The organism is Altererythrobacter aquiaggeris (assembly GCF_037154015.1).
Classification (GTDB): domain Bacteria; phylum Pseudomonadota; class Alphaproteobacteria; order Sphingomonadales; family Sphingomonadaceae; genus Aestuarierythrobacter; species Aestuarierythrobacter aquiaggeris.
Genome location: NZ_JBANRL010000001.1, coordinates 2,140,322 through 2,166,675, shown reverse-complemented (window position 1 = coordinate 2,166,675; position 26,354 = coordinate 2,140,322). Strand labels below are relative to the sequence as shown.

Below are 26,354 nucleotides of genomic sequence, written 5' to 3'. Positions count from 1 at the left end.
GGGGCCGTTATATCGCGCACCTGACCGTGTAGCACCTCAAACCTGATAAAATGGTTATCCGCCAATCGGGATTATCCGGCGGCGATGCGCGCCGCGTGTTGTTTTACCAGTGCAATCATGTTGGGCACGCCCTGTGTTCGGTTGCTGCTGAGCTGGTTTTTCAGATCGAACGGGGCAAGCCGGGCGGCGACATCCAGTTCGGCGACTTCACTGGCGGGCCTGTCCTGTACCGCGGCCAGCACCAGCGCGACAATTCCTTTGGTGATGGCGGCGTTGCTGTCAGCCAGGAAATGCAGCTTGTCACCATCCTGCGTGGGATAGACCCAGACATTGGCCGAACAGCCGCGCACCAGGGTGGCATCTGTTTTGAGGGCATCGGGCATCGGTTCAAGATCGCGGCCGAGCTCGATCAGCAGGCGATACCGCTCGTCCCCTTCGAGGAAGTCGTACTCTTCGGCAATGTCGCAAAGTGGTCTCATAGGCAGCGCAACTAGCAGCGCTGGCTCAAAGTTCCACCCCGCTTGCGATAGCTTCCAGCTTGCGGATGCGTTCTTTCAGGTCGGCAATCTCGATCCGGGCCATACCTTCGCCAACGCCGCCTTCGATCTCGGCCACATCCGGCGCTGGCCGTGTGGCACGTTCGATCTCGCTGCGCTTCAGCGCCAGCCAGCCTTCCCATCCCTTGAGCATGGAGGCGGCAACCACCAACAGGCCAACCAGTGATGCAGCGGCAATCAGCAAATATTCGCTCATCGGTCTCGCTCCCTTTTTACGTGTTCTGTTAACCTACTTATCCCGCAGGTTTTCGATTTCAGATGCTATTTGCCTACTTTCGCGGTCCGAGGTTGCGATCCGCTCGAGAACTTTTATCCGTTCGCGCAGTTCGACGACCTCGCGCTCCAGTTCTTCTTCATTGCCGCGGGGCAGGGCGGACTGGTTGCCTTCCTTGTCGGACACTATCCCGCTGCGGGCCCGGTATGCCTGGACGACGCCCCAGATGGCTACGATGATGACAAGCGCGGTTGCCCAATTCATCGCGCTAGCTCCTTACCGGCGATTTCCAGTTCAATGCCGGAACTTTCGCGCAGTTCTTCGATCTGCAGGGCCAGGTCCTGACCGCGATCGGTGGCAAGGCGTTCCAGCACCCGGACACGCTGTTCAAGCTGCTCGACCTTGATGGATGTCGCCGCCGGATCAGCCAAACCGGTCTGGCGTTCAAAAGCCTCCTTGCGTTCGCGATAGGCGAGCTGGCGTTTGTGCATGCCTGAACCGATCGCGAACACCAGTGTCACGATTACAAGGACAAATGCGAAGATGAGCATGAGATTGCTGTCCATCAGACCCGCTCCTGCTTGCGGATGTCGAGCGGAGTTCCGCTGTCGGCCTGTTCGACGCTGCGCGTGTCGCGCAGCGCTTCGATCTGCGTCGCGATGTCATAACCGCGGTCGGTCACAATCCGTTCGAGAACCTGGACACGCTGTTCCAGTTCCTTGGTCTGCGACGCGTATTGCGCTGCTTTTTCCGCGCTGTTTTCTGCGGTCGCCGAAATACGTTTTTCTTCCAGCTTTTTCTGGCTTGTGATCCAGACGATGCCCAGCACCATCAAGAACGGAGCGGTGACTGCAAGCAATCCCGTAAGATCTCCAATAATTTCTCCCATATCGTGTCCCCTTCAATTTGTGTTCAGCGCAGGCGTTCGATTTCGGCGGACAGGCGCGGGTTGCTAGTGACATAATATGTCTCGACATCGGCCAGCCGGCGATCGATATCGCGGAACTGGCTGCGGATTTCGCGAGCCGTGCGGGTCGGGCTCTGGCGGACGCGCTGCCAGTATTTCTGTTCTTGCTTATCGACATAAAGATGCGGCGGCTTTTTGTTCAGCAGAAAGCCGGTCAGGAAATAACCGGGAATGATGATCGGCCCCAGAATACCCGTCAGCAGGGCAGCAATAAAACCCAACCGGACCCAGGCGGCATTGACGCCCGTATAGTCGGCAATACCGGCGCAAACGCCCATGATCTTGCCATTCATCTTGTCGCGATAGAGAGTGGTTCTTTCGCTCGTCATTTTTTATCTCCCTTTTCGGCGATCAGGCGGTCCAGCTCGCGCAGTGGTTGGCTATCGATTTCGCGGTCATGCATCAGACGCGTGGTCTTGAAGTCGGAATTATCACTGGATACGAGCCGTTCGACAGTATCCATCCGGTCGTCGAGGCGCTTGGCGAGGTGGTAAAGCTCGTCGAGCAGCTGCTCGTCATCACCGGTAATCGATCCCGCCGTTTTCCATTTGGTGATATAGTGCATGATGAGCCAGGGCAGGCCGATAACCAGTATCGGGACAATGATGATTTCGCTGGGGAACATCGGTTCAATCCTTCTTTTGATCTGACGCGCTTGCGGCGTCATTTTTGCCGAGCGCCTTCTTCATCTGTTCGAGCTCGTCGTCGATCTTGTCGGCGCCTTCCAGCGCGGCAATCTCGTCAGACAGTGACGGGGTGTTCTTACCATCGGCGATGCTCAGCGCTTCGGCCCGGCCTTCGGCATAATCGACGTGGCGTTCCAGCTGGTCGAACCGTGACAAAGCCTCGTCAACGCGCTCGTTCGACATCAGCGTGCGCAGTTTTACCCGGTTTTCGGCGCTTTCGAGGCGGGCTGCGATAGCAGTCTGGCGGCTGCGCGCTTCGCGCAGGCGGACCTGCAATTTATCAATGTCCTGTTCGTAGGCGCGCAGGGCATCGTCGAGCACGGTAATCTCGGCCTTCAGCTGGCCGCCCATATCGGTGGCCTTTTTCTTTTCAACCAGTGCCGCGCGGGCCAGATCTTCACGATCCTTGGACAGGGCAAGCTGGGCCTTGTCGCTCCAGTCGGCTTCCAGCCGGTCCAGTTTCACCACATGGCGATGCATTTCCTTCTGGTCGGCAATAGTGCGGGCTGCGCTGGCGCGAACTTCCACCAGTGTTTCTTCCATCTCCATGATGATCATGCGGATCATCTTTGCCGGGTCATCGGCATTATCCAGCATATCGTTGAAGTTGGCGGCGATAATATCTCGTGTGCGGGAAAAAATACCCATCAAGGGAACTCCGGTTGAAAATGCTTCTCTGATTTCATCTGCGGCATTTTTTACCGTCTGTGTAGGGGTGGGGCTACGGCGCATGCGCTCGACTTCATCATCGAAGCGGTTACGGGCCGAAGCATCTGGAGAATTGCGGGGTGCGCCGTTTTCGGCATCCTTCCCGCGGCGGGACTGCTGCTTCGACCCGATAGGGCTAAGGGGGTCATGTTCGGTCGGCTTGCTCATGCAAGCGTCACTATCATGGATGGAACTGCGAGATCGAAACCACCGCTGTCCCCGAGCAAGGGCTGACCGCCGACCACTACCGATGCGGCATTCAGCATCACCATTGCAGCAATCGAGACAAACGCAGCTTTGCCAAGCTGGCTTTTGAAGAAGCGGCGGTTGTACATGGTTCAATTCCCTCTTTCGATTATGTTCATGTTATAGCAAGGGGTGTGCCAGTTCCAAAATCCACAGCGGTTTCAGTAGTTTAAAACTTTACCCCAAAAATTAGTAACGAACTATTTGCCAAATGTTGGGAAAATTCACTATATATAGGGCCTATGGAACGTGAAGGTCAGTTTATCGGGCAATCCGGGGCATTCCTGGATGCTGTAGAGCGCGCGAGCAGAGCGGCCCCGATGTCGCGCCCCGTGCTGGTGATCGGCGAACGCGGGACGGGCAAGGAGCTTATCGCCGAGCGCCTCCACCGCCTGTCCAGTCGCTGGGGCGAACCGCTGGTCATCATGAACTGTGCCGCTCTGCCCGAAACCCTGATCGAAGCGGAGCTGTTCGGTCATGAGGCCGGTGCGTTTACGGGCGCTACCAAACAACGCATCGGAAAGTTCGAAGAAGCCGACAAAGGCACGCTGTTTCTCGACGAACTGGCAACTTTGTCGATGGGGGCGCAGGAGCGTTTGCTGCGCGCCGTAGAATATGGCGAGGTCACCAAGATCGGTTCGAACCGGCCGGTGCGCACAGATGTTCGGATCGTGGCAGCAACGAATGAAAATCTGCCGCAACTTGCCAAAGAAGGCCGTTTCCGTGCCGATTTGCTTGACCGGTTGAGCTTCGAAGTCGTCACTCTTCCGCCGCTGCGTGTGCGCGAGGGGGATATAGAAGTTCTCGCCGATTATTTCGGTCGCCGGATGGCTGCTGAACTGGGCTGGGAGGCGTGGCCGGGCTTTGCGAGGCAGGTGGCCCGGGAAATGGATGAATATAGCTGGCCGGGCAACGTCCGCGAGCTGAGGAATGTGGTCGAGCGCGGTGTGTACCGGTGGGATAACTGGAATGAGCCGATCGGCCATGTCCAGTTTGATCCATTCGATTCGCCGTGGATGCCGAAAGCTACGGACACTGCGCCGAATGCAGCGTCAGGTCAGGAAGCCGCGCTGTCGCCCGGAGCTGGCCCGGCCGTATCGGCACCTGCGCAGACATCGCTCGACAATATCGATGATCTGCGCGCGGCGGTAGAGGAGCGGGAGCGGGAAATCGTCGAACACGCATTGGGCAAGCATCGCTGGAACCAGCGCCAGACCGCCAAAGCGCTCAGCCTCAGCTATGACCAGATGCGGCATACGATCAAAAAGCACGGGCTCGCCGAGGATTAGACGAGATTGCCCATTGCGTTTTTAGAGCCGGCGCCCTATCTGACCAGTCATCCCGACATTGTTATTCAAAGTGGGGCTGGCGCCAGACGGGGCCGGCGCGAAACCGCATTGGCATCGAAGTCGGCTTTATGGAGAACGAATGGTTGATATTGCGCGCCTTACTCAAGTGATCGAACCCGAAGCCAACGCGCTGGGTTTCGATCTTGTGCGCGTAAAGATGATCGGTTCGGATGCAGGTGACGGCGAACGCGGGCTCCAGATCATGGCGGAAAACCCGGCAACCGGACAGTTGTTGATCGAACAATGCGCCGAACTGTCGCGCGCCATTTCGGAGAAGATCGACGCGCTGGAAGAAGCCGGCGACACTCTGGTCGAAGGCGCTTACCGCCTTGAGGTTAGTAGCCCGGGCATTGACCGCCCGCTGACGCGGGTGAAAGATTTCACCGACTGGGCCGGTCATGAAGTGCGGGTTTCGCTGACCGACGGTCTGGACAGCGGTGACGGCAAGGTTCGCAAGACTATCAAGGGCGTATTGACCGGCATCCAGGACGAGATGGTGACGGTCGAAGATTTCAAGGCGAAGACGGTTGTATTTCCCTTTGCCAGCATCCATTCGGCGAAACTTGTCCTGACGGACAAGCTTATCGCTGCCACCCGGCCGCTGGATACCAGCGGTGCAGACGACATTATCGAAGAACAGGAAGACTAGACCCATGGCCAGTGCGATTTCCGCCAACAAGGCTGAACTGCTTGCAATCGCAACCGCAGTCGCGACCGAAAAGATGATCGACAAGTCCATCGTCATTGAAGCGATGGAAGAAGCGATCCAGAAAAGTGCACGCTCGCGTTACGGCGCCGAGAATGACATTCGCGCAAAACTCGATCCGCAAACGGGCGATCTGCGCCTTTGGCGCGTTGTCGAAGTGGTCGAAGAAGTCGAAGATTACTTCAAGCAGGTCGATCTGGCGCAGGCTGAAAAGCTGCAGCCGGGCGCGGCGGTCGGCGATTTTATCGTCGATCCGCTGCCCGCGGTCGAATTGGGCCGCATCGACGCGCAAAGTGCCAAGCAGGTTATTTTCCAGAAGGTCCGCGATGCGGAGCGTGAGCGTCAGTACGAAGAATTCAAGGATCGCGCCGACGAAGTTATCACCGGAGTAATCAAGTCTGTGGAATTCGGCCATGTGATCGTGAACCTTGGCCGCGCCGAGGGCGTTATTCGCCGCGACCAGCAAATCCCGCGGGAGGCAGCCCGTGTGGGTGAACGCATCCGCGCGCTGATCACCAAGGTCGAGCGCAACAATCGTGGCCCGCAGATTTTCCTCAGCCGCGCACATCCCGATTTCATGCGCAAACTGTTTGCGCAGGAAGTCCCCGAAATCTACGATGGCATCATCGAAATCAAGGCCGCGGCCCGCGACCCCGGCAGCCGCGCCAAGATCGGCGTGATCAGCCACGACAGCAGCATCGATCCGGTCGGCGCCTGTGTGGGTATGAAGGGGAGCCGCGTGCAAGCCGTGGTGCAGGAATTGCAGGGCGAGAAGATCGACATCATCCCGTGGAGCGAGGATGCGGCGACGTTCACCGTCAATGCCCTGCAGCCCGCAACGGTAAGCCGCGTTGTGCTCGACGAAGACGAGAACCGCATCGAAGTGGTCGTGCCCGAAGACCAGCTGTCGCTGGCAATCGGTCGCCGCGGCCAGAATGTGCGTCTCGCCAGTCAGCTGACCGATAGCCAGATCGATATCATGACCGAGGAAGAGGCGAGCGTGAAGCGGCAGAAGGAATTTGCCGAACGCTCCAAGACTTTCGAGGAAGAGCTCGACGTGGACGAAACGCTGTCGCAGTTGCTGGTGGCCGAAGGCTTCGCCGAACTGGAAGAAGTTGCCTATGTCGCACTGAGCGAACTGGCCGAAATCGAAGGTTTCGATGAAGATCTGGCCGAAGAGCTGCAAAACCGTGCCAAGGAAGCGCTCGAGCGTCACGAAGCGGCCGCGCGCACCGAGCGGCAGGGGCTGGGCGTTGAAGACGATCTGGCAACCATGCCGCATCTGACCGAGCAGATGTTGGTGGTATTGGGCCAGGCAGGCATCAAAACGCTCGACGATCTGGCCGACCTTGCAACCGACGAGCTTATCGCCAAGAAGCGCGAAGCCCCGCGTCGCCGCAACAATCCCGAAGCCGGCCCGCCGATGAAGCGTCCTCCGCAGCGCGCGGAAGACAAGGGCGGCGTTCTGGGCGCCTATGGCCTGACCGAAGAACAAGGCAACGAAATTATCATGGCTGCGCGTGCGCATTGGTTCGAAGACGAAGAACCGGCGGCTGACACATCGGCATCATCAGAGGAGGCCGCCGATGCGGAATCCTCCACATGAGCCGCTAGGTTCCGGCATCTCTGACGGCAGGAAGGCGCGCAAACCCGCGCCCGAACGCCGCTGCGTGCTGGCGGGTGAAACCGCGCCGCGCGATGGACTGGTGCGTCTGGCAATTTCGCCAGACGGTGACGTTCTGCCCGATATCCACGCCAGAGCCCCCGGGCGCGGTGCGTGGGTCGGTGTAACCCGCGCGGAGCTTGAAACGGCAATCGCCAAGGGGCAGTTACGCGGCGCATTGGCGCGGGCATTCAAGGGGGCAAAGCTGGAAATACCGGCTGACCTTCCCCAAATGATCGAAGACGCCTTGCTGCGCAGCTTTACCGACCGGATCGGACTGGCGATGCGGTCAGGCCATCTGCTGGTCGGAAGTGACCGTATCGCGCAGGCTGCGCGCAGCGGGCAGGTTGCGTGGCTGGCCCACGCTGCCGATGCGAAACGCGATGGTGCAAGCAAGCTCGACCAGGCATGGCGGGTTGGTTTGGAAGAAGAAGGCTCCGGCAAGCGTGGACAACGCTTACCACTGGACCGGGCGGCTCTGTCTGTGGCATTGGGCCGCGATAATGTCGTCCATCTGGCGATTGCCGATGCCGCCGCGGCCCAGCGGGTTCTGGACCCGCTCCAGCGCCTGCAACATTTTACCGGCGGCCTTGAGGCTACGGATGAACATGAAGACCGCACAGTGCAATCGCACCTCGCGGAAGCTTCGACGACTGATTGATACAAAAGGGTAATACGGGCTTTATGAGCGATAACGAAGACAAACCAGCACGGACACGCAAGCCTTTGGGGCTTAAGCGCGCCGTCGAATCTGGCGAAGTCAAACAGACCTTCAGCCATGGCCGGACCAACAAGGTCGTGGTCGAGGTGAAGCGCCGGAAAATCGTAAAACCGGGCAGCGAACCTGCGCCGGCCGCTGCGCCTGCACCTGCTCCGGCCCCCGCACCCGCGCCAGCCGCCAAAAAGCCTGCACCGGTCAGACGGCCTGCGAAATCCGACGAAACCCCGCAAGAACGCGTAGCGCGCCTTCAGCGTGAAGCCGAGGAAGCCCGCCTCGAATCGCTGGAAGAAGCCGGTCGCCGCGACGAAGCAACCCGCGCCAAAGCGCAGGCCGAAGAAAAAGAGCGCGCTGCTGCCAATCGCAAGGCCGAAGAAGAAGCGGCCAGGGAAGCGACGAAGCCCGGCAAGCCCGCCGCCAAAGAAGCCGAAGCAGAGGCAGAACCTGCTGCCGAGGTTGCTGCGCCCGAGCCCGCACCGGTCGTCGCCGCCGAAACCGCGGCATCGCCAACCCCGTCTGCACGCAAGTTTACGCCGGTTGCCCGGCCAGAGATCAAACGTCCCAAGAAAAAGGACGAGGGCAAACCGCGGCTGGATGACCGCGGCGGACGCAAAGGCGGCAAACTGACCGTCAACCGCGCCCTTAACGAAGACGAGGGTGCCCGTGCCCGCAGCCTTGCGGCGCTTAAACGTGCGCGCGAGAAGGAAAAGCGTGCCCAGTATTCGGGCAAGAAACAGCAACGCGAAAAGCAGACGCGCGATGTGATCGTGCCCGATGTCATTACCGTGGGCGAACTGGCCAAACGGATGGGCGAGAAGGGTGCCGATCTCGTCAAGACATTGTTCAACATGGACATGATGGTCACCGTCAACCAGTCGATCGACCATGATACCGCCGAATTGCTGGTCGAGGAATTTGGCCATAACATTCAGCGCGTTTCCGAAAGCGATGTCGATATCAAGGTCGAGGATAACGATCCTGAAGAAACCAAAAAAACGCGTCCGCCGGTCGTCACGATCATGGGTCATGTCGATCACGGCAAGACCAGCCTGCTGGATGCACTGCGCGGCACAGATGTGGTTCGCGGCGAAGCCGGCGGTATCACGCAGCACATCGGCGCTTACCAGATCAAGACCAAGGCGGGTGACAAGATCACCTTCCTCGATACGCCGGGGCATGCGGCCTTCAGCCAGATGCGCCAGCGCGGCGCCAATGTTACCGATATCGTGGTGCTGGTCGTGGCTGCAGATGACGGGCTGATGCCGCAGACAATCGAAGCCATCAAACATTCCAAGGCTGCTGACGTTCCGATGATCGTGGCGATCAACAAAATGGACAAGCCCGAGGCCAATGCGCAAAAAATCCGCGAGCGTCTGCTCGAACATGAAGTCATCGTGGAAGCGATGTCGGGTGATGTGCAGGATGTCGAAATTTCCGCCAAACAGAAGACCGGTCTTGACGAATTGCTCGAAAAGATCGCGATCCAGGCGGAACTGCTCGAACTGAAAGCCCGTCCCGACCGCCCTGCCGAAGGCACCGTGATCGAAGCCAAGCTCGACAAGGGTAAGGGCCCGCTTGCAACTGTGCTTATCACGCGCGGCACGCTCAAACGCGGTGATGTGTTCGTTGTGGGCACCGAAAGCGGCAAGGTTCGCGCGATTACCGATGACAAGGGCAAGCAAGTTAAAGAAGCTGGCCCGTCCACCGCTGTCGAAGTGCTGGGCATTGGCGGCGTACCGGGTGCCGGCGATCTGTTGACCGTGGTAGAAGACGAACAGCGCGCCCGCGAAGTATCCGAATATCGTCAGGAAAAAGCTGACGAATTGCGGACGACCACCGCACCGGCAAGCCTCGACACGATGTTCAGCGCGCTATCCGACAAACAGCACGTCATCGAATATCCGGTGGTTATCAAATCCGATGTCCAGGGCTCGACCGAAGCAATTGTGACCGCGCTTAATGCAATTTCGAACGATGATATCAAGGTCCGCGTGCTGATGTCGGGTGTTGGCGCAATTACCGAAAGCGATGTCACTTTGGCATCGGCGTCCAATGCGCCCATCATCGGGTTCAACGTGCGTCCCAATCCCAAGGCCCGCGAACTGATCGCGCGCCATACGGTTCGCACCAAATACTTCGATGTGATCTATGACCTGACGGACGATGTACGCGCCGAAATGGCCGGTGAACTCGGCCCTGAGAAGATCGAGAACGTCGTGGGACGCGCGCTGGTCAAGGAAGTCTTCAAGTCTGGCAAAAAGGACAAGGCAGCGGGTCTGCTGGTCGAGGAAGGCGTCATCCGCAAGGGCCTGTTTGCCCGTCTCACGCGCGACGATGTCATCGTTTCGGCGACCAGCATTGCCAGCTTGCGCCGGTTCAAGGATGATGTGGATGAAGTCCGCACCGGCCTCGAATGCGGGGTGGTTCTGGAAGATACGAACGACGTCAAGGCAGGCGATCAGCTTGAGGTATTCGAAGTCGAGGAGCGTGAACGGACGCTTTAACTAGCGGCTCCTGACCCGCTCGGCCGGATATGCGGCAACAACTGTATATCGGGCGGGTCCAAATCCTGCCGCGGAGTGTCCGAAGGAGGCTGTTATGGCTCGCTACGTCGCCTTTTTGGGATCCATCAACGTGGGCGGAAACCGTCTGCTGATGGCTGACCTGCGCGAGGCGCTCGAACGTGAAGATTTCGAGAATGTCGAAACCGTTGTTTCCAGTGGCAATGTGCTGTTCGACCATGAGGAACGGCCGCCGCAGGGGATCGCCGACAAGATCGCCTGGGTGGTGCAGGACCGCTTCGAGATCGACAGTCTTTCGGTGGTAAAATCGCGTGACGAGTTGGTGGCCGCGATCGAACAGAACCCGTTTCATGGCACCGGCGCCGGGCATGGTGAGGACAAGTTCGTTCACACGATCTTCCTCGACGGCCAGCCACGCCAGGAAAACTTCGATACGTTGCTGGAGGAACATAAATCCAGAGGCGGCGAGCGGCTTGCGCTGGGCGAGCGGATGTTGTTCCTCGACTATGTGCACGGCGTTGGCGTATCCAGCCTGACCGGCCCGTTTCTGGAGCGGCGACTGGGCTGCAAGGGTACGGCACGCAATATGCGTTCGCTCAAGCGGATCATATCAAAAATGGACGAGACAACAGACTGATGGCCAAGAGAGAGCACACATCCGCCGAACAGTCGGTCCGGGTCCTGAAAGTGGGCGAGCGGGTGCGCCATATCCTGTCCGAATTGCTCACGCGGCAGGAAGTGCACGACGATACATTGTCCGCGCATTCGGTTTCGGTGACCGAGGTTCGCATGAGCCCGGACCTGCGCAATGCCGCCGCCTATGTAAAGCCGCTGCTGGGTGAGGAAGAGGAGCCGGTGCTGAAGGCGCTGCGCACCAACACAGCCTTTCTCCAGCGCGAAGTGGCCAAACGGCTGGGCCTGAAATTCGCGCCGAAGTTGCGATTTCGCAGTGACGAGAGTTTTGACGAAGCTGCACGGATCGAGAAATTGCTCAATGATCCGAAAGTCACCCGCGATCTGGGTGAGGAAGAATAGGCCGGTTATTTACCCGGGTTCATTCTGGCTTTGATCGCAATGTCCACCTTCCTGCCGACAATCAGCGAATAGGAAGTCATCCCGAAATCCCGCCGGTCGATCCGGGTGTTTGCCGTGATTGTAACAGGGCGGCCATCGGTTAATGCGGAAACAGGCCGGTCAAACACCACGTCCAGCGCCACCGGGCGCGTGACGCCTCTCGCAGTCAACGATCCATCCACTTTGCCGCGTTTCGGGCCAAGGATTGTCATCGATCTACCCGCAAATTTTATCGCGGGATATTTTTCGACCCAGAAGAATTTTTCACCCCTCAACCGGCCGAGCGTTACTGCGTCGGGGGCGGTCAACCGGGTCGCATCGATAGTGATGTTGATTGCCATATCCTGCGGGCGTTCGGGCGCGATCCGCACCGTGCCCGACATGCTGGGGAAACTGGCCGTTTTGCTTGCCAATCCGAGAAATGCGACCTTCGCCGCAACCGAACTTTGCGCCCTATCGACCGCATAATCGAGCGTATCCGGCGCGGCGCCCAGCAGAGGCAGGGCAAGCAACAGGGCGAGCAGTCTTTTCATCCATCGACCTTAGCACAGTTATATCGACGCGTCATTGATTGGCATATTGGTGGATTGAAACCGTGTTGACCTTTCGCCGCGGCATGATCGCATTTATTCACCGCGCCGATGGCCAAACTCTATTTTTACTACGCCAGCATGAATGCCGGCAAATCGACCACGCTTTTGCAGGCTGATTTCAATTACCGCGAACGCGGGATGACGACGATGCTCTGGACAGCCGATATCGACGACCGCAGCAATGACAAGGCAATCGAAAGCCGGATTGGCCTGGGGGCTGAAGCGCACCGCTTCAGAAGCGACACCGATTTATGGGACCGCATCAATGCGGCGCACGCGGCTGAACCGCTTGCCTGCGTCATGATCGACGAGGCGCAATTCCTCAGCCCGCAGCAGGTCTGGCAATTGGCGCGGCTGGCCGATGAGGGCGGAGTTCCGGTGCTTTGCTATGGGTTGCGAACCGATTTTCAGGGTGAACTTTTTCCGGGATCGGCAACACTGCTCGGCATTGCCGACACATTGGTCGAGCTTAAAGCGGTCTGCCACTGCGGCCGAAAGGCGAGCATGAATTTGCGCGTCGATGAAAGCGGCGCAGCGGTGAAGGCCGGTGCACAAACCGAAATTGGCGGCAACGACCGCTATGTCGCGCTATGCCGCCGCCATTTTTCGGAGGCTCTGGATGAGTGATCTGGGCGCATTATTGGAAGCCTATCCGGTGCGGCTCGAACCACTGGCCGATCATCATACGGAGCCGCTGCGCGCAGCCTGCGCCGAAGATCGGGATATCTGGGAAATTTATCCGGTGAATATGCTGGATGATGGTTTCGACCTTTCGATGGGTCGGTTCCACCAGCTCACCAGCTGGGTGCGGTTTGCCGTGATTGACCTGGCGCAAGACCGGCTGGTGGGGATGACGAATTATATCGACCCTGTCGCATGGCCGGATGGCGGCGGCGCGGTGGAAATCGGGGGCACATTTATTGTCCCATCGGTCCGCGCGTCAGGCTTCAACAGGATCATGAAAAAGCTGATGATCGAGCACGCTTTTGCAAACGGGTTCACGCGCATCCAGTTCAATATCGATACGCGCAACAAGCGATCGATGGCAGCAGTCGCAAAATTGGGCGCGACGCTGGAAGGGACATTGCGCCGGAACCGCAAGACCTGGAATGGTTATGTGCGCGATACAGCGCAATTCGGTCTGCTTGAGGATGAATGGGCTGGCTGATTGTCGCAGCGCACCCTATCTGCCGCACTATGACAGAAACACTTATGCTCGCCGCGATTTTGATCCCGGTGCTGGTTATCGCGATTGTCTTTCACGAGGTCGCGCATGGCTGGACCGCGCTGGCGCTGGGCGATCCCACAGCAAAAGAACGCAACCGGCTCAGCCTGAACCCCATCCGTCACGTCGATCCCATCGGCACGGTCGTGCTGCCGGGCTTTCTGGCGTTGGTCGGCGCGCCGGTGTTCGGCTGGGCCAAGCCGGTTCCGGTGATCAAGGAACGCCTGCATAATCCGCGCTTCGGCATGATGGCGGTCGCATTTGCTGGTCCGCTGACGAACTTCATTCTGGCCGCAATCGGCGCTGTTGTGCTGGGTGTGCTGATGGGTAATGTGACGCAGCAGCCCGAAGGCGGAATGGCCATTGTGGTTGAGGGATTGCAGTATTTTCTTGCGATCAACCTGTTCCTGGCATTGTTCAATTTGCTACCGATCCCGCCATTTGACGGCTCGCATATCATTGAAGGTCTGCTGCCCGACAGGGCCGCAGCGGTTTATGACAAAATCCGGCCTTTAGGCTTTCCGCTGCTGTTCATATTGTTGATCGGCATTCCCTATCTATTGCCGGAGGCCAATATAATCGAAAATGTCGTTCTGCCACCGGTGGAATGGGCGCTCGGCCATTATTACAGCCTGGCGACATGGGTTGCGCAGATGTTCTAGGCGTACCCGCCAACCGCATCGATAAAGCGCGCTTGGGGATGACGCTGCAGCAATTTGCCAAGCCATGCCTCGCGTGCATCACTCGCAACACAGGCAACGATACAACCGCCAAAACCGCCACCTGTCAGCCGCGCGCCGACGGCGCCCAATTGGCGCGCATCCCGCACAAGCGCGTCGATTGGCGGCAGCGACGTTTCGAAATCGTCGCGCATTGAAACATGGCTTTCGTCCATCAATCTGCCCAATATAGCCACGTCCCGTTCGCCAAGCGCACGCGCGGCGGCAAGCACACGTCGGTGTTCGGCGGCGCAGTGCATGGCCCGCTTGCGGATCGTGGGCGGAACTTCCGCCATCCGTTCAATTACCTCCGGTTCGAGCAGACACAGGTCAGCGGTGCCGAAAATCGCCTTGGCCTGATCGCATTCCTCTTTCCGCACGGCATATCTGCCATCGGCCAATTTACGCGTAATGCCCGAATGTATGACCACCAGCGAATGGGTCGCGGGCAAGGGTACCAGCCGGTAATCAAGCGTCGCCGTATCCAGCGCCATGGCCGAACCGGGCGGGGCGAGGGCGACCGCCATCTGGTCCATGATTCCGCAAGGCACGCCGATATAGTCGTTCTCCACCCGCCGGGCTGCCAGCGCAATCTCGACATCGCTCAGCCCGGATTGTGCAGCTTCTCTGGCTGCCTTGAGCAGCGTGACGATCAACGCCGCGCTGGAGGATAGACCTGCGCCGGCCGGAATTGTCGAACGGACAGAAATATCAGCGCCGCCCGCTAACAAGCCCAGCGCATTGGCTTCGCGGATAGCGCCGACAGCCGGGTCAGACCAGTGATCCCGGGCACTGTCATGCAGATCGCGCCGTGCCTGTGCGCCAAAACCGTCAGCGACCACAGTGACGGCATTATCGGAGCGCGGGGATAGTTCCGCCACGAGTTGGACCGAAAGCGCTGCGGGCAGCACCCAGCCGCCATTATAGTCGGTATGTTCGCCGATCAGATTGACTCGTCCCGGCGATGCGGCGCGAAATATCATGTCAGACAGCGCGCAATGCGGCGGCGGCAAGTTCTGGCATGACGTCGACTGTGAAAACACCGGTATGCTGTTCCACCGAAGCGAGATATTTCACCCGGTCCGGCCCGCGCAACAGGGGATAGAATTGCGCGGTGAAGTGAAAATTTTCCGAACCCCCGCGCGGGGCAGCATGGAGTCCGAGCATATAGGCAGTATCGCGCCCGAAAAATGCATCATACCGCCGGGTCAGATCGCCCAGCAAATGCGCAAAACCCTGGATTTCTCCCGTCGTGCAATCCCACGGCCCCTCGCGGCGGGTAAACGGGGCAAGCCATGTCTCGTAAGGAAACCGGGCGAAGCGCGGACAAAACGCCGCCATACCGCCACTTTCGGCCACACCGTAATCAGGCATGCAGCGCGTGACTTCCGCCGCCAGATCATAGCCGGCGCCAAATGCTTCTGCGGCGCGCGCCTGCACCTGCGGCACTTTGCCGAATGCGTAGATCTGGCCATGCGGATGATGCAGGGTTACGCCCACTTCCTCGCCCCGGTTTTCGAACGGCAGGACATATTCGCAGCCCGTTTCGAACAGCGCGGCATAACGGTCTATCCATGTTGCGACGAGCAATTCGCGCCTAGCCTGACCGATGCTGTGAAGGTTGCCGCTGCCTTCCGGCGTATAGACCACCACCTCGCAAGCGCCCGTTGCACTTGCCGTATCAACACCGCCGATTATTTCGGGCTGCTGCGCCGATGGGTGCAGGCCGGCAAACTTGTTGTCAAACACCGCAATTTCGAAGTCTTCGAACGGGATTTCGGTCGCAGCACGGCCTTGGCGCGAAGGTGCCAGCGGGTCGGCCGCGGCAGAGGGTTTGAAAGTGCGGTTTTGCCGGTGCGCCGCGTAAATGTTCCATTCGCCGCGCAGGGGGTGGTGGCGCAGTTCGCCGCCAAGCGCCACATCACCGGCTTCGTCAGCCAAAGCGGTTCCGTCAGGAATTTTATGGCCGTATAAATGGAGCATCCGGCCATCAGCCTTGCGGTGGTCGCGGCGGTAAACCGGCGCGCCGCCCGCCGGATTTGGAAGCGTGATGATATCGCGCATCAGACTGTGACAGCCTCCGCATCGGCGAACCACCGGGCCAGCCTGGTTTTCGCATCGGCAGGCAAATGCAGACCCAATTTGCTCCTGCGCCACAAAATGTCGTCAGCCGTTGACGCGAATTCGGTTTCGCACAGATACCGCACTTCGCTTTCGTACAAATCGACGCCGAAATGCAGGCCAAGCTCAGCCGGGGTGCCGGCTTCGCCGAGAATATCTTTCACACGGGTGCCATAGGCACGGCACAGGCGGTGTATACCGTCAGCGGGAAACCACGGATATTGTGCGACCATCTTGGTGACGAAGCCAGCGTAATCTGCGGGGTCCATTTCGCCGCCCGGCAAATCCGCGCCTGCTGTCCACGCCTCGCCGCTTACCATCCCCAGCTTGGCGAGCTTGTGCAGCGCGTGTTCGGCCAGCTTGCGGTAGGTCGTAATCTTCCCGCCGAAAATCGACAGGATCGGCGGCGCACCGTCCGCATTGTCGAGTTCGAAAACATAATCGCGCGTTACGGTGGAATTGCTGCGTGATTGATCATCGTACAGCGGGCGTACCCCGGCATAGCTCCAGACAGCGCCCGCGGGATCGACTTCGACTTTCAGATATTCGTTGATCGCATCGCAGATATACTCCGATTCCTCCGCCGAAATATCGATATTCGACGCATCGCCGGTGAAGGCGACATCGGTTGTCCCGACCAAAGTAAACTCACGTTCGTAAGGGATTGCAAAAACTATCCGGTCGTCGCGGTTCTGGAAGATGTAGCAATGGTCCCCGTCATAAAGCCTGGGGAACACCAGATGACTGCCTTTGACGAGGCGCAGGTTCTGGTGGGCGTCTCCGGGAATGGCGCGCCCGAGCACCCCGTCCACCCACGGCCCCGCTGCATTGACGACCGCGCGCGCGGAGATTTGCCGGACAGTGCCATCGCCGCTGCGCAAGGTCGCAAGCCAGCTTTCGCGCTGCCGTTCTAGCGCAGTGCATTCGGTCCGCACTGCGACCTCCGCCCCTTTGGCGGCGGCATCCATTGCATTAAGCACAACCAGCCGCGCATCTTCCACCCAGCAGTCGGAATATTCGAAGCCCTTGACCAGCCGCTCCTTAAGTATCGAAGCATGCGGCTGCTTTCGCAGGTCGAGTGTTTTGGTCGCGGGCAGCAGCTTCCGGCCGCCCAGATGATCATACATCAACAGCCCCAGCCGAAGCAGCCACGCCGGTCGCAGTCCCTTGTCATGCGGCAATACGAAGCGCAGCGGCCAGATGATGTGCGGCGCCATTCCCAGCAGCCGTTCACGCTCGATCAGACTTTCGCGCACCAGGCGGAATTCGTAATGTTCGAGATAGCGCAAACCCCCGTGAACCAACTTGGTACTGGATGACGATGTGTGCGCCGCCAGATCGTCCTTCTCGCACAATAGCACGGTTGCGCCGCGGCCTGCCGCATCGCGCGCAATGCCCGCGCCGTTGATACCGCCGCCGATAATCAGCAGGTCAAAAGCGGGAATGTCAGCCACCCACAGCCTCGCAATAGAAGATCAGGCCCGTATCCGGGTGCATCAGCGGCAATTGCAATCCATGTTCCATCAGTACAGCGCCCCTACATGCGATCCCGCCATCCATCAATCGCGCTGCGTCGATGACCGACGGACTGGTCAGCGATGGATTGATCTGCGGCCAGATCAGGCTTGTGCGATATGTGCGGTCAGGATCAAGTCCGGCGAAATGGACGCGCGGGGGCAGCGAAGCGGGCACGATATCGACAAGTGAAACCGAAACAAGCGCGCTGGTTTTGTCTTGCGAGACCACTGCAAACTGGTTGAGATATGCCGGGCCGTCGATCCTGAAAAGCTCTCCGCCGTGGATCAGTTCGCGGTGCTGCTTGTGCAGTGCAATCGCACTGGCGAGCACCGCGCGGTCCTGCCGTGTTTCATCGCGCAGGTCAGCCTCGATGCCCATGTGACCGAAAAAAGCAGTGGCTGCGCGGAATTCCATGCTGAAGACGCGGCCGGTGATATGGCATTTTCGGGGGCCGACATGGCTCCCGGTGATTTTCAGCGGGAAGAAATGGCCGGCGCCGCGCTGGATATCAAGCCGCTGCCGCGCGTCGTTATTGTCCGAAGTCCAGATCCGTTCGGCTCGCTGCAAGATGCCGTAGTCGGCCCGTCCGCCGCCAGAAGCGCAGCTTTCAATTTCAAGCGCGGGATGGGCAGTGCGCAGCCGGTCCATCAGGCTGTAAACCGCGCCGGTCTGCGCCGACATCACCGCCCGGCCGCCGCTTGCCGGTTTGTCCGTATCGCGGTTCATATCCCATTTGATGTAATCGACCGGGTACTCTGACACGACCGCGGAGATTTTATCGAACAGATAGCCCGATACTGCAGGGCTTGTCAGATCGAGCGTCAGCTGGTTGCGGAACGGGGTGTCCTGTGCGCCCTTGTTGCCCAGCACCCAATCGGGGTGGGCGCGAAAAAGGTCACTGTCGGGGTTGACCATTTCGGGTTCGAACCAGATCCCGAACTGCATCCCCAGTTCGCGAACCTTGCTGGCAAGCCGCGCCATACCGGCGGGGAAAACATCTGCCGAAACCCACCAGTCGCCCAGTCCGGCCGCATCGCTTCGGCGGCCACCAAACCAGCCATCGTCGAGCACAAACCGTTCGGCGCCGACCTCTGCTGCAAGCTCTGCAAGTCCGATCAGCTCGGCTTGCGAAAGTTTGAAATAGACTGCTTCCCAGGTGTTGAAATGGACAGGGCGCGCACGTTTTTCGATCCGGTCGTCCAGCACCGCATGGTTGACGTATTTGTGGAGTGATCGGGTGACCCCCGAATAGCCCTGGTCCGACCAGCCCGCGACGAGTTGCGGCGTCTGATAGGTTTCGCCCGGTTGCAACCTTATTTCGCCGGGGAGCAGATATTCGCCCAGCTGAACCATGCAGCGGCCGTCGGAATGGCGGTCTATCCGGGTTCGGCTGTTACCGCTCCATGCCAGATGAAAAGCTGCGGCGAGTCCGCTGTGCTCGCTGGTTTGCGCCGTACCGAGATAAAGTCCGGGGAATGCGTCATGGCCTGTCCGTCCGGTTTTGTTCTCGCGCAGATAACTGCCGCGAAATGGCGGAATATCCTCGATCTGGAACTCGCCCGCCCAGCGCCCGGCAAACGCGCGAATATTCTGCAGCCTGTCGTCCAGCGGGAAAATCATCGCTGCTACCCAGTCGGCGGTCAGCACAGTGTCTCCCGTATTGCGGATTGTAGTGCTTGCGGTGACCACACCGGAGGCCGGTTCGATTACGAAGCTGTATGTTGTTGCTGTACCCGTCCTGCTGTCTTCGCAGTGCACATCTGCGCTGGAGGCCGAATGCTGCACCACCGATACACAACGCATATCAGTATCCCAGTCGCGCCCCTCGCGCTGAACAATAAGTCCGGCCGGACCAGAAATGCCCGCACCCAATTCGTTCGAAATTGATCCGCGCTGATATGTTGTCGAGCTACCCGGAGCGGATTGTCTCGTCTGGAGCGCGGCAAGCGTGCCTGCGCCGCACTCGCCAAGGTCGGGCCCGGCATAGAGCAGATGTGGCCGTTCGCCTTTGGCAGCTTCCAATACCAGCATCGTACCGCCCGCCGACAGCGTGACTGTCTGCGCCGGAGTGTTCGATGCGGAAATGGCTGTCATCGCTGTCTCGCTGCGTTCCTGTAAGTGCCTTAGAAGCAGAACGACTTAAGCTGATTTTGCACGATAGAGATAGCATATCGGCATCGCACATCTGACGATATGCACAAGCGCGGCTGGACAAGCCGGTGTCATCCGGCACTATGCGCTGCAAATCAGGTGAGAGACATCCAGTAATGAACAATCCCGTCCAGATCGCGGTTTTCTTCGGGCTTTCCGCGCTTATCGCCTTTGCAACCTATTTGCACTGCCGGGGCAAAAGCAAAGGTGCGGCGGCGGACGAAAAGGATTACTTCCTCGCAAATGGCGGGCTGAGCTGGTATTTCGTGGCCGGGTCGATCACGCTGACCAATCTGTCGACCGATCAGCTGATCGGCATGAACGGCAACCAGATGGCGCTGCTCGCATGGTGGGAATTTGCTGCGGTCGCAGGTTTGATGATCCTGTGTTTCGTGTTTCTTCCGGTTTATTATCGTAACGAATGCACCACCACGACCGAGCTCTTGCAGAAGAAATACGGCGACAAGCACATTCGCGCGCTGATTTCGGTGCTGTTCCTGTTTGGTAATCTTTTCATATTCCTGCCCGCAATTCTTTACGGAGGTTCGCTGTTTCTGCTCACGATGACGGGAATGGATACCGGGATCACCAATCTGATGGGCGCGGCCATCGTGCTGGCCATAGTCGGCGCAGCCTACGCAATCTTCGGCGGGCTGCGGGCGGTGGCAGTATCGGATACCTATAGCGGTGTGCTGATCCTGGGGCTGGCATTGCTGGTGGTTTATCTGGCGCTAACGGCGATCGATTTTGATCTGTCCGGTATTCCGGCAGAACGGCTGACGCTGATCGGTGACAACGACAGCCCGATCCCGTGGCATACACTGCTGACCGGTATGCTTTTCATCCAGACATTTTACTGGTCAACCAACCAGACGATTACCCAGCGGGCCATGGCTGCACCAAACATCAGGGAAGCGCAGAAAGGTGTGCTGGCTGCTGCTGCCATACGTCTGATAATCGTCCCCGCGATTGTGGTGATACCGGGCATTGTCGCGTATAAGCTCTACGGTGATATCGGCGATGCGACGTACGGCCGGATTGTCGGCGATGTCCTGCCTGTGTGGCTTTCGGGCGCCTTTGCAGCCGCAATTGCCGCGGCAGTGCTGACAACCTTCAATTCGATCCTCAACGCGTCCGCCGCACTGTATGTTTGCGACATTCACGAAGCCTATGTCGATCGCCCCAAATCGGTCGCAAAACTGAGCGCGATTGTCTCGATCGGCATGTCGGTGCTGGCGATTGGACTAGTGCCGTTTTTTGCCAGTCAGGAAAGCCTGATAAACACGGTGCAAGAATTGTACGGCTTGCTTTCCATGCCGATACTTTCGGCGTTTATCGTGTGCCTCGTGTTCCGCAATGTGAAAGCTGGCGCGGCAATGATCGGGGTCATTACCGGCGTTGGTTTTTATGCTTTCTGGAGCATGTGGTGGCAGCCGGCCCATTACATCCACGGGATGTTCTTTACGCTGATTGTCTCGGTTCTGACCGCGCTGGTGATGAACCGGCTGGTGTTCGGCCAGAATGCCCAGCTTGCCTTTGGCAAGGGCAACGCGCAGCCCGCGTCAGCCTGATCTGCTCTTACAAAACACGTGAGCCGTCCCTAGTTCGCTAGCATGACGGCAAAACCACTTGCGCCTCACGGCTGGCTGATCCTCGACAAGCCGGTGGGGATGGGCTCGACCCAGGCGGTCGGCGCGGTGAAACGCAACTTGCGCGAAGCCGGCTATCCGAAGGTCAAGGTGGGCCACGGTGGTACGCTGGACCCGCTGGCCGAAGGGGTCCTGCCGATCGCGCTGGGTGAAGCGACCAAACTGGCCGGGCGAATGCTTGATGCCAGCAAAATCTACGAATTCACTATCCAGTTCGGCGCCGAAACCACCACGCTGGACAGCGAAGGCGAAGTAGTCGCGCAAACCGGCCGCAGGCCGCCGATTGTGGCCGTTGCGGCTGTGCTGGAGCATTTTACGGGCAACATAGAACAAATCCCGCCAGCCTATTCCGCACTAAAGGTTGACGGAAAACGTGCCTACGACCGGGCGAGGGCGGGCGAGCAGGTGGAGATGAAACCGCGCAGCGTTAAGATCCATTCGCTTGAATTTCCGTCGGGCGCCGGACGAATGGACGATGTCGAATCGACATTCGACACAGTTGGCGGACGGCCCGACCCCTATGATCCGGCTGCCCCGCTCGAACTGGCCGATGCGGTAACGCTGGTGGCACATGTCAGCAAGGGTACCTATATCAGGTCTCTGGCGCGTGATATTGCCCGCAGCCTCGGCACGCTGGGCCATGTGACTTATTTGCGGCGGATAAAGGCAGGTCCGTTCACTGAAACCAGCGCGATTTCGCTGGACAAATTGAACACGGTGGGTAAGGGCGCGCGACTTGAAGACATAATCCTGCCGATGGAGGCGGGGCTGGACGACATCCCGGCCCTCGATCTCAGTCCGGACGAGGCAGGGGCGATCCGACAGGGCCGCGTATTATCCGGGCAGCCCCAAGCTGACGGGCTCTACTGGGCGAGGGCCGGCACTGTGCCGGTCGCTCTGGTGGAACTTTCCGAAGGTTCGACAAAGATTGTCAGGGGCTTCAACCTTCCCGATGTCGCGGAGTAAAATGAATGACGATTACCGCTGAAAAAAAACAGGAAGTTATCAAGGATAACGCACAGACCGAAGGCGATACCGGGTCCCCGGAAGTCCAGGTCGCGATCCTTACCGAACGTATCCGCAATCTGACCGACCACTTCAAAGCGAACCACAAGGATAACCATTCGCGCCGCGGTCTGCTGATGATGGTCAACAAGCGTCGCAGCTTGCTCGCTTACCTCAAGAAGGTGGATGTCGAGCGCTACAACAATCTGATCAAGAAGCTGGGTCTTCGCAAGTAAGAATTTTGCAAAAGGCGGCTCTCCCGAAAAACGGGCGGGCCGCCTTTTCGCATTACGGGCTGCCTTCGCATTCGGCGAAGCTGCCCAAGGGGCGCAAATAGCCCCGTACCGGTCCGGGCCGGCATTCCCGGAAACAAGTAGGCCCCGCGCCGCAATAAGGCCGCGCGGGTTCATAAGGAAAATACATGTTCGACACAAAAACCGTATCGATTGAGTGGGGCGGCAAGACCCTCACCCTCGAAACCGGCCGCATCGCCCGTCAAGCAGACGGCGCCGTGCTGGCCACTTATGGCGAAACCGTGGTGCTGTGCGCCGTGACCGCCGCCAAGGGTGTGAAGGAAGGCCAGGATTTCTTCCCGCTGACCGTCCACTACCAGGAAAAATTCTCCGCAGCAGGCCGGATCCCCGGCGGCTTCTTCAAGCGTGAGCGCGGTGCGACCGAAAAGGAAACGCTGACAAGCCGCCTGATCGACCGTCCGGTGCGCCCGCTGTTTCCAGAAGGTTTCTACAACGAAATCAACGTTATCGCGCAGGTCCTGTCCTATGACGGTGAAACCGAACCCGATATTCTCGCGATGATCGCAGCATCCGCCGCGCTGACCATTTCGGGTGTTCCTTTCATGGGCCCGATCGGCGCTTGCCGCGTGGGTTACGAGGACGGCGAATATACGCTCAACCCCGCGCAGTCGGTTGCTGCCGATGGCGCGCTCGATCTGATCGTTGCCGCGACAGGCAATGCCGTGATGATGGTGGAATCGGAAGCGAAAGAGCTGTCCGAAGAAATCATGCTCGGCGGCGTCATGTTCGCGCATGACGAGATCAAGAAAGTCGTGAATGCGATTATCGATCTGGCCGAACAGGCTGCCAAGGAACCCTGGGATGTTGCGGTTTCCGACAATTCGGCAATCAAGGACAAGCTGGCCGGTGTGGTCGGCGGCGATATCGCTGCAGCTTACAAGCTGACCGACAAATCGCAGCGTTCCGACGCGCTCAACGCGGTTCGTGCCAAGGCCAAGGAAGCGTTTGCCGGTGAAGACGGCCAGACGCAGATGGCAGCGGGCAAGGCCGTGAAGAAGCTCGAAGCCGAAATCGTGCGCGGCGCCATCCTCAAGGACGGCACGCGGATCGACGGACGCAAGACCGACGAAGTTCGCCAGATCGAAGCCATCGTCGGCTTCCTGCCGCGCGCGCATGGCTCCTCGCTGTTCACCCGCGGCGAAACGCAGGCGATCTGCACCACCACGCTGGGCACCAAGGATAGCGAGCAGATGATCGACGGGCTGGAAGGCCTGACATACACCAACTTCATGCTGCACTATAACTTCCCGCCCTATTCGGTGGGCGAAGTGGGCCGTTTCGGCGCACCAAGCCGCCGTGATATCGGCCACGGCAAGCTGGCATGGCGCGCATTGCGTGCGGTGCTGCCGACCAAGGAAGATTTCCCTTACACCATTCGCGTCCTGTCAGACATTACCGAAAGCAACGGCTCGTCATCCATGGCGACGATTTGCGGCGGCTGTCTGTCGATGATGGACGCCGGTGTTCCGGTTGTTCGCCCGGTTTCGGGTATCGCGATGGGTCTGATTCTGGAAGGGGACGAGTTCACAGTATTGTCCGACATTCTGGGTGACGAAGATCATCTGGGCGACATGGACTTCAAGGTGGCGGGTACCGAACAGGGTATCACCACCATGCAGATGGATATCAAGGTTGCCGGCATCACGCAGGAAATCATGACCCAGGCATTGGCGCAGGCCAAGGCCGGACGTGCCCACATCCTGGGCGAAATGGCCAAGGCGCTGACCGGCGCACGGACCGAACTTTCGGCCCACGCACCGCGTATCGAAACGATGCAGATCGACAAGGCGAAAATCCGTGACATCATCGGTACCGGCGGCAAGGTCATCCGCGAAATCGTGGCTGAAACCGGCGCCAAGGTGGATATTGACGACGAAGGTCTGATCAAGATCAGTTCGTCCGACACCGCCCAGATCGAAGCGGCGCGGGCATGGATTGCCGGCATCGTGGAAGAAGCCGAAGTCGGCAAGATCTACGACGGCAAGGTCGTCAACATCGTCGATTTCGGTGCCTTCGTGAACTTCATGGGCGGCAAGGACGGTCTCGTCCACGTGTCCGAAATGAAGAACGAGCGCGTGGAAAAGCCGACCGACGTTGTTTCGGAAGGTCAGGAAGTGAAGGTCAAGGTTCTCGAGATCGACCAGCGCGGCAAGGTTCGCCTGTCGATGCGGGTGGTTGACCAGGACACCGGCGCAGAGCTGGAGGACACCCGTCCTCCGCGCGAAAGCAAGCCTCGTAGCGGCGGCGGCGGCGGCGGCGGTGATCGCGGACCGCGCCGCGGTGGCGGCCGAGATGGTGGCCGAGATGGCGGCCGTGATGGTGGCCGTGATGGTGGCCGGGCCCCGCGTGGCGGCGGAAACCGTGATGCCAATGCGGATCGCGGCGACCGGGGCGGCAAAGAAGGCGGAAACCCCGACCATATGCCGGCCTTCCTGAAAGACGACTAGGTCTTTGAGGACAAGCTGAATTCAGGGAAGGGGCCGCAGCGATGCGGCCCCTTTTCTTTCAGGGCGTCCGGCTTGGCCCCTTTTCTTTTAACAGGCGGACGTGCAGACGCAGGGCGCAGTCCTTCAGGCCATAACGTACAAGGTAAAAACGGTGACCAAAGCTCCGCCAGTTCCCCATTTCCAGATCGCCGGACACCGGATTGCGCCCGGCACCAGCGAAACGGTCGACCTGCCGATCAGCCGCCTGTCGACGCGTACCGAAATCACCATGCCTGTGCGGATCCTGCACGGACCAAAGCCCGGGCCGACATTGTTCGTCAGCGCCGCTGTGCACGGCAACGAGATTGTCGGAGTCGAAATGATCCGGCGCCTGCTGAAAAACATTTCGGTCAAACGGCTGCGCGGGACGCTGGTTTGCGTGCCGGTGGTCAATGCGTATGGCTTTACTTCGCACAGCCGTTATCTGCCCGACGGGCGCGATCTGAACCGCGTGTTCCCCGGTTCGCCGAAAGGCTCGCTCGCCGCGCAGCTGGCGCATGTATTTACCGAAGAAATCATCAAGCGCTGCCATTACGGGATCGATTTGCATTCTGCCGGGCTGAACCGTGAAAACCTGCCGCAGATCCGCTTCAGTCCGGGCAATGCAGCTGCAGCCGCGCTGGCCGATGTGTTTGGCGCGCCAGCGATCATCCAGTCACCACTGCGCGCCGGGTCACTGCGCCAGACGGCGGATGAAAATGGCTGCACCATGCTGCTGATGGAATCGGGGGAAGCGCTGCGGTTCGATGAATTTGCCATCCGTATCGGGGTGCGCGGCATTCTGCGGGTGATGGCGCACCTGGAAATGGGTGTCCGCAAACAGACCGCGCTGGCAGCCCTGCCTGTCCGCAGTGATGGCAGCCGCTGGGTTCGCGCAGAAGAGGGCGGGATTTTTCGCGCGATCCGCAAGACGGGCGATATGGTAACCGAACACGAACAGATCGGTTATGTCAGCGATCCGTTTGGCGATCAGGATACGCCGGTGCTGGCTCCGCTTACCGGATTGATCATCGGACGCAGCGTGATGCCGGTGGTCAATCAGGGGGACGCCCTGATGCATATTGCGCGGGTTGCGGTGCCCGGCACGGCCGATGCGCGATTGTCGGCGATCGAAGAGGCGGCATTTGACGATCCCTTGTTCGACGAAGACGAGATAATGTGAG

29 protein-coding genes are annotated in these 26,354 nt (G+C 59.3%); 15 read left to right on the top strand and 14 right to left on the bottom strand.

Annotated features, from left to right (window positions below):
* Window positions 1-71 precede the first annotated feature (71 nt).
* The 9 genes from WFP06_RS10570 to WFP06_RS10530 all read right to left on the bottom strand — a co-directional run bounded on the left by WFP06_RS10570 (window position 72) and on the right by WFP06_RS10530 (window position 3,467).
* On the bottom strand, window positions 72-479 hold the full coding sequence (locus WFP06_RS10570; protein ID WP_336987129.1) for a SufE family protein: 408 nt from the start codon (window positions 477-479) through the stop codon (window positions 72-74).
* A gap of 25 nt (window positions 480-504) precedes the next feature.
* A complete protein-coding gene (locus tag WFP06_RS10565) occupies window positions 505-753 on the bottom strand; it encodes a hypothetical protein (RefSeq protein WP_336987128.1) in 249 nt (82 codons plus the stop codon).
* A gap of 33 nt (window positions 754-786) precedes the next feature.
* Window positions 787-1,035 (bottom strand): hypothetical protein, encoded by a 249-nt coding sequence (locus tag WFP06_RS10560; protein WP_336987127.1) that lies wholly within the window; start codon window positions 1,033-1,035, stop codon window positions 787-789.
* Complete coding sequence (locus WFP06_RS10555) at window positions 1,032-1,337, bottom strand: hypothetical protein (RefSeq protein WP_336987126.1); 306 nt, start codon at window positions 1,335-1,337, stop codon at window positions 1,032-1,034. Before WFP06_RS10555 ends, WFP06_RS10560 begins: the two co-directional genes overlap by 4 nt.
* Window positions 1,337-1,660, bottom strand: coding sequence for a hypothetical protein (locus WFP06_RS10550; protein WP_419716224.1), 324 nt, complete (start codon window positions 1,658-1,660; stop codon window positions 1,337-1,339). The genes WFP06_RS10555 and WFP06_RS10550 overlap by 1 nt, the downstream gene beginning before the upstream one ends.
* A 23-nt stretch (window positions 1,661-1,683) precedes the next feature.
* On the bottom strand, window positions 1,684-2,067 hold the full coding sequence (gene pspC, locus WFP06_RS10545) for an envelope stress response membrane protein PspC (protein WP_336987125.1): 384 nt from the start codon (window positions 2,065-2,067) through the stop codon (window positions 1,684-1,686).
* A complete protein-coding gene (pspB, locus tag WFP06_RS10540) occupies window positions 2,064-2,363 on the bottom strand; it encodes an envelope stress response membrane protein PspB (protein WP_336987124.1) in 300 nt (99 codons plus the stop codon). Before pspB ends, pspC begins: the two co-directional genes overlap by 4 nt.
* Window positions 2,364-2,367: 4 nt before the next feature.
* Window positions 2,368-3,156: a phage shock protein PspA gene (gene pspA / locus WFP06_RS10535; RefSeq protein ID WP_336987680.1), complete on the bottom strand. Its 789-nt coding sequence runs from the start codon at window positions 3,154-3,156 to the stop codon at window positions 2,368-2,370.
* Between the two features lie 140 nt (window positions 3,157-3,296).
* Window positions 3,297-3,467, bottom strand: a complete 171-nt coding sequence (locus WFP06_RS10530; RefSeq protein WP_336987123.1) for a hypothetical protein — start codon at window positions 3,465-3,467, stop codon at window positions 3,297-3,299.
* A 153-nt stretch (window positions 3,468-3,620) separates the two neighbouring features.
* Here WFP06_RS10530 and pspF point away from each other — a divergent pair, with 153 nt between their 5' ends.
* The 7 genes from pspF to rbfA all read left to right on the top strand — a co-directional run bounded on the left by pspF (window position 3,621) and on the right by rbfA (window position 11,371).
* Window positions 3,621-4,667 (top strand): phage shock protein operon transcriptional activator, encoded by a 1,047-nt coding sequence (gene pspF / locus WFP06_RS10525; RefSeq protein ID WP_336987122.1) that lies wholly within the window; start codon window positions 3,621-3,623, stop codon window positions 4,665-4,667.
* 139 nt (window positions 4,668-4,806) lie between these two features.
* Entirely contained in the window at window positions 4,807-5,376 is a 570-nt protein-coding gene (gene rimP, locus WFP06_RS10520; RefSeq protein WP_336987121.1) for a ribosome maturation protein RimP, read from the top strand.
* A 4-nt stretch (window positions 5,377-5,380) separates the two neighbouring features.
* Entirely contained in the window at window positions 5,381-7,039 is a 1,659-nt protein-coding gene (gene nusA / locus WFP06_RS10515; RefSeq protein ID WP_336987120.1) for a transcription termination factor NusA, read from the top strand.
* On the top strand, window positions 7,020-7,757 hold the full coding sequence (locus WFP06_RS10510; protein WP_336987119.1) for a DUF448 domain-containing protein: 738 nt from the start codon (window positions 7,020-7,022) through the stop codon (window positions 7,755-7,757). Before nusA ends, WFP06_RS10510 begins: the two co-directional genes overlap by 20 nt.
* 23 nt (window positions 7,758-7,780) lie before the next feature.
* Window positions 7,781-10,318, top strand: coding sequence for a translation initiation factor IF-2 (gene infB, locus WFP06_RS10505; RefSeq protein ID WP_336987118.1), 2,538 nt, complete (start codon window positions 7,781-7,783; stop codon window positions 10,316-10,318).
* Between the two features lie 94 nt (window positions 10,319-10,412).
* Window positions 10,413-10,973 carry a DUF1697 domain-containing protein gene (locus tag WFP06_RS10500; RefSeq protein WP_336987117.1) on the top strand — a complete coding sequence of 187 codons (561 nt, stop codon included), beginning with the start codon at window positions 10,413-10,415 and terminating at the stop codon, window positions 10,971-10,973.
* Window positions 10,973-11,371, top strand: a complete 399-nt coding sequence (gene rbfA / locus WFP06_RS10495) for a 30S ribosome-binding factor RbfA (RefSeq protein WP_336987116.1) — start codon at window positions 10,973-10,975, stop codon at window positions 11,369-11,371. Before WFP06_RS10500 ends, rbfA begins: the two co-directional genes overlap by 1 nt.
* 5 nt (window positions 11,372-11,376) lie before the next feature.
* Here rbfA and WFP06_RS10490 read toward each other — a convergent pair whose 3' ends face one another.
* On the bottom strand, window positions 11,377-11,943 hold the full coding sequence (locus tag WFP06_RS10490) for a YceI family protein (RefSeq protein WP_336987115.1): 567 nt from the start codon (window positions 11,941-11,943) through the stop codon (window positions 11,377-11,379).
* Between the two features lie 108 nt (window positions 11,944-12,051).
* Here WFP06_RS10490 and WFP06_RS10485 point away from each other — a divergent pair, with 108 nt between their 5' ends.
* Genes WFP06_RS10485 through WFP06_RS10475 form a run of 3 tightly spaced genes read left to right on the top strand, consistent with a single transcriptional unit; the run spans window position 12,052 to window position 13,890 of the window.
* Window positions 12,052-12,630, top strand: a complete 579-nt coding sequence (locus WFP06_RS10485) for a thymidine kinase (protein ID WP_336987114.1) — start codon at window positions 12,052-12,054, stop codon at window positions 12,628-12,630.
* Window positions 12,623-13,171: a GNAT family N-acetyltransferase gene (locus WFP06_RS10480; RefSeq protein ID WP_336987113.1), complete on the top strand. Its 549-nt coding sequence runs from the start codon at window positions 12,623-12,625 to the stop codon at window positions 13,169-13,171. Before WFP06_RS10485 ends, WFP06_RS10480 begins: the two co-directional genes overlap by 8 nt.
* Window positions 13,172-13,200: 29 nt before the next feature.
* A complete protein-coding gene (locus WFP06_RS10475; protein ID WP_336987112.1) occupies window positions 13,201-13,890 on the top strand; it encodes a site-2 protease family protein in 690 nt (229 codons plus the stop codon).
* Here the strand turns inward: WFP06_RS10475 and galK are convergent.
* From galK to WFP06_RS10455, 4 genes are read right to left on the bottom strand one after another with little or no spacing between them, the layout of a single operon-like run.
* A complete protein-coding gene (galK, locus tag WFP06_RS10470; protein ID WP_336987111.1) occupies window positions 13,887-14,930 on the bottom strand; it encodes a galactokinase in 1,044 nt (347 codons plus the stop codon). The two genes, WFP06_RS10475 and galK, sit on opposite strands and share 4 nt — an antisense overlap.
* Before the next feature lies 1 nt (window position 14,931).
* Window positions 14,932-16,011: a galactose-1-phosphate uridylyltransferase gene (locus WFP06_RS10465; RefSeq protein WP_336987110.1), complete on the bottom strand. Its 1,080-nt coding sequence runs from the start codon at window positions 16,009-16,011 to the stop codon at window positions 14,932-14,934.
* The gene (gene glpD / locus WFP06_RS10460) at window positions 16,011-17,522 is read right to left on the bottom strand and encodes a glycerol-3-phosphate dehydrogenase (protein ID WP_336987109.1); all 1,512 of its coding nucleotides are present in this window, start codon (window positions 17,520-17,522) and stop codon (window positions 16,011-16,013) included. The genes WFP06_RS10465 and glpD overlap by 1 nt, the downstream gene beginning before the upstream one ends.
* Window positions 17,515-19,680 carry an alpha-galactosidase gene (locus tag WFP06_RS10455; RefSeq protein ID WP_336987108.1) on the bottom strand — a complete coding sequence of 722 codons (2,166 nt, stop codon included), beginning with the start codon at window positions 19,678-19,680 and terminating at the stop codon, window positions 17,515-17,517. Before WFP06_RS10455 ends, glpD begins: the two co-directional genes overlap by 8 nt.
* 173 nt (window positions 19,681-19,853) lie before the next feature.
* Here WFP06_RS10455 and WFP06_RS10450 point away from each other — a divergent pair, with 173 nt between their 5' ends.
* The 5 genes from WFP06_RS10450 (at window position 19,854) to WFP06_RS10430 (ending at window position 26,353) form a co-directional block, all read left to right on the top strand.
* Window positions 19,854-21,308, top strand: coding sequence for an SLC5 family protein (locus tag WFP06_RS10450; protein ID WP_336987107.1), 1,455 nt, complete (start codon window positions 19,854-19,856; stop codon window positions 21,306-21,308).
* Window positions 21,309-21,350: 42 nt separating this feature from the next.
* Complete coding sequence (truB, locus tag WFP06_RS10445) at window positions 21,351-22,352, top strand: tRNA pseudouridine(55) synthase TruB (protein WP_336987106.1); 1,002 nt, start codon at window positions 21,351-21,353, stop codon at window positions 22,350-22,352.
* Between the two features lie 5 nt (window positions 22,353-22,357).
* Entirely contained in the window at window positions 22,358-22,627 is a 270-nt protein-coding gene (gene rpsO / locus WFP06_RS10440; protein WP_114521810.1) for a 30S ribosomal protein S15, read from the top strand.
* A gap of 185 nt (window positions 22,628-22,812) precedes the next feature.
* A complete protein-coding gene (gene pnp, locus WFP06_RS10435; protein WP_336987105.1) occupies window positions 22,813-25,152 on the top strand; it encodes a polyribonucleotide nucleotidyltransferase in 2,340 nt (779 codons plus the stop codon).
* Window positions 25,153-25,303: 151 nt separating this feature from the next.
* Window positions 25,304-26,353, top strand: coding sequence for a succinylglutamate desuccinylase/aspartoacylase family protein (locus WFP06_RS10430; RefSeq protein ID WP_336987104.1), 1,050 nt, complete (start codon window positions 25,304-25,306; stop codon window positions 26,351-26,353).
* Window position 26,354: the final 1 nt, after the last annotated feature.

Excerpts from the sequence above, each read along its gene's own strand:
- rbfA (WP_336987116.1), top strand. The coding sequence starts at position 10,973 with ATGGCCAAGAGAGAGCACACATCCGCCGAACAGTCGGTCCGGGTCCTG.
- WFP06_RS10450 (WP_336987107.1), top strand. The coding sequence starts at position 19,854 with ATGAACAATCCCGTCCAGATCGCGGTTTTCTTCGGGCTTTCCGCGCTT.
- rimP (WP_336987121.1), top strand. The coding sequence starts at position 4,807 with ATGGTTGATATTGCGCGCCTTACTCAAGTGATCGAACCCGAAGCCAAC.
- rpsO (WP_114521810.1), top strand. The coding sequence starts at position 22,358 with ATGACGATTACCGCTGAAAAAAAACAGGAAGTTATCAAGGATAACGCA.
- infB (WP_336987118.1), top strand. The coding sequence starts at position 7,781 with ATGAGCGATAACGAAGACAAACCAGCACGGACACGCAAGCCTTTGGGG.
- WFP06_RS10475 (WP_336987112.1), top strand. The coding sequence starts at position 13,201 with ATGACAGAAACACTTATGCTCGCCGCGATTTTGATCCCGGTGCTGGTT.
- WFP06_RS10570 (WP_336987129.1), bottom strand. The coding sequence starts at position 479 with ATGAGACCACTTTGCGACATTGCCGAAGAGTACGACTTCCTCGAAGGG.
- galK (WP_336987111.1), bottom strand. The coding sequence starts at position 14,930 with ATGATATTTCGCGCCGCATCGCCGGGACGAGTCAATCTGATCGGCGAA.
- WFP06_RS10560 (WP_336987127.1), bottom strand. The coding sequence starts at position 1,035 with ATGAATTGGGCAACCGCGCTTGTCATCATCGTAGCCATCTGGGGCGTC.
- WFP06_RS10550 (WP_419716224.1), bottom strand. The coding sequence starts at position 1,660 with ATGGGAGAAATTATTGGAGATCTTACGGGATTGCTTGCAGTCACCGCT.
- WFP06_RS10555 (WP_336987126.1), bottom strand. The coding sequence starts at position 1,337 with ATGGACAGCAATCTCATGCTCATCTTCGCATTTGTCCTTGTAATCGTG.
- pnp (WP_336987105.1), top strand. The coding sequence starts at position 22,813 with ATGTTCGACACAAAAACCGTATCGATTGAGTGGGGCGGCAAGACCCTC.
- pspF (WP_336987122.1), top strand. The coding sequence starts at position 3,621 with ATGGAACGTGAAGGTCAGTTTATCGGGCAATCCGGGGCATTCCTGGAT.
- WFP06_RS10455 (WP_336987108.1), bottom strand. The coding sequence starts at position 19,680 with ATGACAGCCATTTCCGCATCGAACACTCCGGCGCAGACAGTCACGCTG.
- WFP06_RS10485 (WP_336987114.1), top strand. The coding sequence starts at position 12,052 with ATGGCCAAACTCTATTTTTACTACGCCAGCATGAATGCCGGCAAATCG.
- pspB (WP_336987124.1), bottom strand. The coding sequence starts at position 2,363 with ATGTTCCCCAGCGAAATCATCATTGTCCCGATACTGGTTATCGGCCTG.
- truB (WP_336987106.1), top strand. The coding sequence starts at position 21,351 with ATGACGGCAAAACCACTTGCGCCTCACGGCTGGCTGATCCTCGACAAG.
- WFP06_RS10510 (WP_336987119.1), top strand. The coding sequence starts at position 7,020 with ATGCGGAATCCTCCACATGAGCCGCTAGGTTCCGGCATCTCTGACGGC.
- WFP06_RS10480 (WP_336987113.1), top strand. The coding sequence starts at position 12,623 with ATGAGTGATCTGGGCGCATTATTGGAAGCCTATCCGGTGCGGCTCGAA.
- WFP06_RS10565 (WP_336987128.1), bottom strand. The coding sequence starts at position 753 with ATGAGCGAATATTTGCTGATTGCCGCTGCATCACTGGTTGGCCTGTTG.
- pspC (WP_336987125.1), bottom strand. The coding sequence starts at position 2,067 with ATGACGAGCGAAAGAACCACTCTCTATCGCGACAAGATGAATGGCAAG.
- WFP06_RS10490 (WP_336987115.1), bottom strand. The coding sequence starts at position 11,943 with ATGAAAAGACTGCTCGCCCTGTTGCTTGCCCTGCCTCTGCTGGGCGCC.
- WFP06_RS10530 (WP_336987123.1), bottom strand. The coding sequence starts at position 3,467 with ATGTACAACCGCCGCTTCTTCAAAAGCCAGCTTGGCAAAGCTGCGTTT.
- WFP06_RS10500 (WP_336987117.1), top strand. The coding sequence starts at position 10,413 with ATGGCTCGCTACGTCGCCTTTTTGGGATCCATCAACGTGGGCGGAAAC.
- WFP06_RS10465 (WP_336987110.1), bottom strand. The coding sequence starts at position 16,011 with ATGCGCGATATCATCACGCTTCCAAATCCGGCGGGCGGCGCGCCGGTT.
- pspA (WP_336987680.1), bottom strand. The coding sequence starts at position 3,156 with ATGCGCCGTAGCCCCACCCCTACACAGACGGTAAAAAATGCCGCAGAT.
- nusA (WP_336987120.1), top strand. The coding sequence starts at position 5,381 with ATGGCCAGTGCGATTTCCGCCAACAAGGCTGAACTGCTTGCAATCGCA.